The 5,869-nt window shown below is 63.7% G+C and carries 6 protein-coding genes; 3 read left to right on the forward strand and 3 right to left on the reverse strand.

Going from position 1 to position 5,869, the window contains the following annotated elements; genetic code table 11:
• Nucleotides 1-259 (forward strand): hypothetical protein (locus tag ACE3OH_RS18380; protein WP_374356587.1); only part of this gene is annotated, 259 nt, incomplete at its 5' end.
• Between the two features lie 249 nt (nucleotides 260-508).
• On the opposite strand, the gene ACE3OH_RS18385 is transcribed toward ACE3OH_RS18380, so the two are convergent.
• Together ACE3OH_RS18385 and ACE3OH_RS18390 are read right to left on the reverse strand one after the other, a co-directional pair.
• Nucleotides 509-841: a nuclear transport factor 2 family protein gene (locus ACE3OH_RS18385; protein WP_374356592.1), complete on the reverse strand. Its 333-nt coding sequence runs from the start codon at nucleotides 839-841 to the stop codon at nucleotides 509-511.
• Nucleotides 838-2,895, reverse strand: a complete 2,058-nt coding sequence (locus ACE3OH_RS18390) for a M3 family metallopeptidase (protein WP_374356595.1) — start codon at nucleotides 2,893-2,895, stop codon at nucleotides 838-840. The genes ACE3OH_RS18385 and ACE3OH_RS18390 overlap by 4 nt, the downstream gene beginning before the upstream one ends.
• 53 nt (nucleotides 2,896-2,948) lie before the next feature.
• Here ACE3OH_RS18390 and ACE3OH_RS18395 point away from each other — a divergent pair, with 53 nt between their 5' ends.
• Entirely contained in the window at nucleotides 2,949-4,214 is a 1,266-nt protein-coding gene (locus ACE3OH_RS18395) for a glycosyltransferase family 4 protein (RefSeq protein WP_374356598.1), read from the forward strand.
• Nucleotides 4,211-4,396: an oxidoreductase-like domain-containing protein gene (locus ACE3OH_RS18400; RefSeq protein ID WP_374356601.1), complete on the forward strand. Its 186-nt coding sequence runs from the start codon at nucleotides 4,211-4,213 to the stop codon at nucleotides 4,394-4,396. The genes ACE3OH_RS18395 and ACE3OH_RS18400 overlap by 4 nt, the downstream gene beginning before the upstream one ends.
• Here the strand turns inward: ACE3OH_RS18400 and ACE3OH_RS18405 are convergent.
• On the reverse strand, nucleotides 4,393-5,869 hold a 1,477-nt coding region (locus ACE3OH_RS18405; protein WP_374356604.1), incomplete at its 5' end, for a M64 family metallopeptidase. The genes ACE3OH_RS18400 and ACE3OH_RS18405 overlap by 4 nt on opposite strands.

Raw genomic sequence — 5,869 nt, forward strand, 5'->3', positions numbered from 1 at the left:
CCCGCGCGTCATTGCCGTATCGACCTATGGCACCGGCAATGCCGAAGTGCTGGCCGTGCCAGCGCCCGACCACAGCCAGCTCAAGTTGGGCAAATGGTCGTTCGAGGCTAACAAGCTGGCGGTGAAGAAGGGCTGCATCGGTGACGGCGCCTGGCTGATCACCCCGCCGGCACCGCGCGAGGCTTACCGGGTGTTCTGCGACAATGGCCGCGCCTTTACCGCCATGTGCGACTCGTTCCAGTGCCTAGAAGACAAGTAGGCAACACGCTCGCAGCGAATCGAGGTATCAATCGCCGGTCCCGGCCACGCCGGGACTGGTGCGACGGTGAATACGTCGTTGCTTCCACATGGTTCTCACCCACTTCTTCCGCCGCGAAGCAATCGCATTGTCGGCGCACTGGTGGATTCGTTGCAGGCCTTGCTGAAAAAAAGCCCGTCGCGTTGCGACGGGCTTTTCATATCGGGCAGCCAGTTATCCGGCCCGGCGTATTGCCGACAGTAGCGAGCCTCAGCGAATGGCGCGCATCGCGCTGATCAAGCCGTCGCGCACTTCATAGATCACGATCAGGCTGGTGTCGCCCACCAATGGGTGGCCGGTGACGAATTCATGATCGATCACCACATTGCCATGCACCATGCGCTGGGTGACGGTGGCATGCACGGTGCTGCCGGCAAACAGAATTTGCGCGTAGCGCTCGCGTATCAATGCCTTGCCGCGCAGCCGCTCGCTGTCGGGAAAGTCGTACAGGGTGAAATCCTCGCTGAAAAACGCGAGAAAGGCATCGAGATCGTGGGCGTTGTAGGCATCTAACTGGCCCTGTGCCAGTTCCTGCGGGCTCATGCTGCACCTGCCGTCGCAATCAGTCCGCGCTTGGCCAGCATCGGCGCCACCTGCGGGTCGCGGCCACGGAACTGGCGGAAGGCCTGGGCCGGCTCCAGCGTGTTGCCGGCGCTGTAAACATAGCGGTACAGCCGCTCGGCCACGGCGGAGTCGAACGGGTCTCCGGCTTCGCGGAAGGCGTCGTAGCCATCGGCGTCCAGCACCTCGGCCCACATATACACATAGTAGCCAGCGGCGTAGTAAGGGCCGGCGAACAGATGACCGAAATGCGATAGATAGTGGCGCTGGCCGATATCGGCCGGCACGCCGAGGCGCTGGCACTGTTCGGCCTCGAAGGCGGCGATATCGACCGGCGTGCCATTGGGCAAGGAGTGCAGGGCCATATCGATCAAGGCCGGCGCCACATACTGGACGGTGGCCCAGGCCTGGTTGAAGCGGCGCGCCGCCTTCAGCTTGGCCAGCAAGGCCGCCGGCATCGGCTCGCCGCTCTGGTAATGGCGGGCATGGCGCGCCAGCACCTGCTCTTCTTCCGCCCAGTTCTCGAAGATTTGCGAGGGCAACTCGACATAGTCGCGCAGCACCTGGGTGCCCGCCAGTTTCTCGTAGCGCACATTGGACAACATGCCGTGCAGGCCATGGCCGAACTCGTGGAACAAGGTGCGTACATCGTCAAAGCTCAACAGGGTGGTGTCGGCCTTGGCGAAGTTGTTGTTATTGATGACGATGGGCAGCACGCCCTCGCGCTGGCTGCGGAAGATGCTCATCCAGGCGCCGCTGCGCTTGCTGGGCCGGGCGAAATTGTCGCCAATGAATAGCGCCAGCAGCTTGCCATGGCGGCTTACTTCCCAGATACGCGCATCGGCATGGTAGAGCGCAATATCGTGGCGCTCGACAAAGCTCAGGCCGAACAGGCGATGGGCGCAGTCGAACATGGCAGCGATCATATTGTCGAGGCTGAAGTAGGGCTTGAGCTCGGCATCGTCGAGGTCGTAACGCTGCTGGCGTACCTTTTCGGCCAGATAGCGCCAGTCCCAGGCGGCGATCGAGGTGGATTCACCCAGATTGCGTGCCGCCTCTACCAGCAGGCTGCGATCGGCCGCCGCCTTTTGCAGGGCCGGCTGCCAGGCTTGCTCCAGCAGGTCCAAAACAGCGGCCGACGTACCGGCCATACGGTCCACCAGCTCATAGTCGGCATAGCTGGCATAGCCATGCAGGGCGGCTTGCTCCTGGCGCAGCGCAATGATCTGTGCGGCCAGCGGGCGATTATCGTGCGCGCCGGCATGGGCACCGCGCGCCATCCGTTCACGCCAAACCGTCTCGCGCAGATCTCGACGTGAGGAAAAGGTCATGAATGGCTCGGCCAGCGAGGGCGACAGGGTGATGACATGGCTGCCGGCGGGCAGACCGCGTGCCGCAGCGGCACTGCGAGCGGCAGCGCGCACGAATTCCGGCAAACCGGCCAAGTCGGCCTCGGTTTTCAGCTCCAGCGCAAAGGCCGCCTCATCGTGCAGGGTGTTCTGGCTAAAGCGGGTGGAAAGCTCGGCCAGCTGCTGCATGATCTCGCCGTAGCGCGCCTTGGCGACCGGATCGAGCTTGGCGCCAGCGCGGACGAAGTCCAGATGCACGCGCTCCAATAGGCGCAGCTGCTCGGCATCGAGGCCCAGCGCAGCACGCTCGGCATGCAGGACATCGATACGGGCAAACAGGGCGGCATGCAGATAGACCTTGCTGTCATGCGCGGCCAGTATCGGCGCCATTTCCAACTCGACCGCCTGCAAGGCCGGCGAGGTGTCGGAGGCGGTCAGATTGTCCAGCAGCAGGGTAATGCGCTTGAGCTGGGCACCGGCACAATCGAGTGGCACCAGGGTATTGGCAAAACTCGGCGGCTCGGTCTGATCGGCAATGGCATCAAGCTCGGCCAGATGTGCCGCCATGGCGACGGTGAAGGCCGGCTCAAAGTGTTCAGGGCGCACCGCGTCGAACGGCGGCAAGCCATGCGGGGTGTGCCAGTCACACAGCAGGGGATTGGCATCGTGGCTCAGAGAGGCAGTCATCACGGCATTCCGTCAGCGAAAACCGTCGATTATAGGCGCATCCCCGCGCCGATATGGGCAAGGCGTTGTTGGCACTGGCCTTGCAGCACGATAGCGTGCACCTCGCCAGCCTTGCGTTTTGGCCTGCAGCCATTACCCTTGCGCCTTTGTCGCCTTCTGCACTGCCCATGTCACCGATCAAGCTCGCCATCATCCGCCAGAAATACAACCCTTCCGGTGGGGCCGAGCGCTTTGTCAGCCGCGCCATTGCTGCCCTGGCCGGCTCGGTCGATGTCACCCTGATCACCCGGCAGTGGGAGGCGCATGCTGGTTACCAGAGCCTCACCGTCAATCCGTTCTACCTTGGCAGCGTGTGGCGCGAGTGGAGCTTTGCCCGCGCGGTCAAACGCGCCGTGGCGGCCAGTGATTTTGACCTGGTGCAATCGCACGAACGCATAGCCGCCTGCGATCTCTATCGTGCCGGCGATGGCGTGCACCGCGAATGGCTGGTGCAGCGGCGACGCCAGCTCGGGCCGCTGAAGCGCCTCGGCTTGTGGCTGAATCCGCAGCACCACTATGCACTGGCAGCCGAGAAAGCCTTGTTCACCAGCCCACGCCTGCGTGCGGTGATCTGCAATTCGCGCATGGTGGCCGATGAGCTCAAGCGTTGGTTTGCCCTGCCCGACAGCATGCTGCAGGTGATCTATAGCGGCATTGATGCCGAGGCGTTTCATCCGGACAAGGCGCGGCTACAGCGCACGCCCTTACGCCAGCAGCTCGGCATTGCTGCCGATGCGGCGGTGCTGGTCTATGTGGGCTCCGGCTTCGAGCGCAAGGGGGTGGCGACCTGCCTGCAGGCCTTGGCCCAGGCCGGCGGCGACACCCAGCTGGTGGTGGTGGGCCATGACAAGCGCGCCAGCCGTTACCGACGGCTGGCAGCAAGATTTGGTTTGAGCGGCCGGGTGCATTTCGTCGGCGCCCAGCGCAATGTGCTCGACTGGTATGGCATGGCCGATGCGCTATTCCTGCCCACCCTATACGACCCGTTCCCGAATGTGGCACTGGAAGCGTTTGCCTGTGGCCTGCCGGTGCTGACCAGCGATAAATCCGGCGCAGCCGAATTCGTGCGCGAGGGCGAAAACGGCTTTGTGCGCGACGCCCTCGATGCCACCGGCTTTGCCCGCCTGATTGCCACTCGGACCACGGCCGCCGATTGGGCCTGCATGGCAGCAGCCGCCCGTGCCACCATCCTGCCCTACTCCCCTGCCGCCATGGCCGAGCAGCTGACCGCGCTTTATGCACGGCTGCTGGCCGAAAAAACGCAAGCGACACCGGTATGAACGATATTCCGCCCCGCCCCGAACCGCCTATCCCGCCCGATGATGGCCTGTGCTGCAATAGCGGCTGCGAGCTCTGCGTATGGGACTATTACAACCAGGAACTGGCGGACTACCGCCGTGCCTTGGCGCAATGGCAGGCGCAGTATGGTGAGCCGCCGGCTCCCGGCTCTGATCAGCCCTAAAATCCGGCTTTTTCCGCATCCGGCATATAGTCGGCCACCGCGCCGACATACAGTTGCTGCTTGCCGCTGAGCGGCCCGGTATAGAACACCTTGCAATCGTTGACCGCCAGGGTGGCATCGCTGCCCGGGTAATAGCGCTGCGTCAGACCGGCACGCACCTCGGTCTGCTGCCGCGCCGGGGCAAACAGGCTGGGGAACTGCTGCTCGGCCCAGTCGAACAGCCGGTCCAGCTGCGGTTTGCTCGCCGTGCCAGCAACAATATTCCAGCTGCTGCTCGACTGGTGCGGGTCGAACAAGACAGGGCTGCGATCGCTGACCGTGAGGGTAATGGTATGGCTGCCTTCGCCCAGGGCCCGATCCAGCTTGGCGTAAGCACCATGGGCCAGTTGATCGCTTTGCACCAGCTTGCCATCGACCGACCAGCTGACCGCCAGCGTGCTGCCATCGGGACCGGCCAGCTGCGCCTGATAGCGCTGGCAGTCGCCGGCATTGATGGTTTTGCCCGCCTGCGGGCTGCTGCTACCGGGCTCGATATTGCTGATACCCGCCTTGGGCAGCCCCCAGCCACCCTGGTACAGGCGCAGCACAAAGGCTTCGGCATCGACATGGCAGAACCAGCCATGGGTAAAGGAGCGCATGATGCCGTCGTAGCATTGACGGTACATGCCACTGCTCTGGTAGCGCGCCCCCAGCCACAAGCCGGCGCCGCGCGGATCGGCCAGCTCGCCCACGCTGGGCAAAGCCGGGTTGCCGCTGAACCAGCGCCGCCATTTGATCGCGGCCGGGTCGGTCTGGTCGGTGACATTGGCCTCGCAAGTGCGGGTGGAGCCCGGCGCATCGCTGCACGCCGGGTAGCCCGGATAGGCCGAGCTGTATTCATCGGCCAGCCGGGTAAACGAATGACCGAATTCATGCTGGATCAGCTGGGTGGCAGCCTTGTTCAGCGTGGCCACCGCCAGCGAACCACCAGCGCCGCCATATTCGGTGTCGTTGATCAATACGAAGATATGGTCCCAATCTGGTGCGGCTGCCGCCGCCGCCAACACCTTGCTGCTGTCGACCGTCACCAGGCGGCGGATACCGCTGGTACAAAAATGCCCGCCAAAGGCGGTATTGCGCACCACCGCCGGCTCGGACGGTGTTTCGGCACAGGCCGGCTTGCTGGCGCCACTTTCAGCTGAAGCGGTGAACAGCGAGGAAATCTTGATCAGGTTGCGATAGTCCTTGTATGGCGAAATGCTCAGAAAGCGCTCGGCCATATCGGCGGCATCCTGCTGGAACTTGGCCTGCTCGCTAGCGGTGTAGCCATCGCCCATGATCAGGATATCGAGCCGGTTGGCAGAGGCACCGGTGTCAAGCAGCTGAGTCGGGCTTGCGCTGGCCTGCTCGCGTACCGGCAAGCTGGACAGGTTCAGGGACAAGGCCGGCTTGTCATCGAGACGCCGCATGGCGCTGGCTATCTGTAGCTGGCCA

It is taken from the genome of Chitinimonas sp. (assembly GCF_041904975.1).
Taxonomy (GTDB): Bacteria; Pseudomonadota; Gammaproteobacteria; order Burkholderiales; family Chitinimonadaceae; genus Chitinimonas.

Bases quoted from the DNA above. Each gene is read 5' to 3' on its own strand.
- ACE3OH_RS18385 (WP_374356592.1), bottom strand. From the start codon at position 841: ATGAGCCCGCAGGAACTGGCACAGGGCCAGTTAGATGCCTACAACGCC.
- ACE3OH_RS18390 (WP_374356595.1), bottom strand. From the start codon at position 2,895: ATGACTGCCTCTCTGAGCCACGATGCCAATCCCCTGCTGTGTGACTGG.
- ACE3OH_RS18395 (WP_374356598.1), top strand. From the start codon at position 2,949: ATGGGCAAGGCGTTGTTGGCACTGGCCTTGCAGCACGATAGCGTGCAC.
- ACE3OH_RS18400 (WP_374356601.1), top strand. From the start codon at position 4,211: ATGAACGATATTCCGCCCCGCCCCGAACCGCCTATCCCGCCCGATGAT.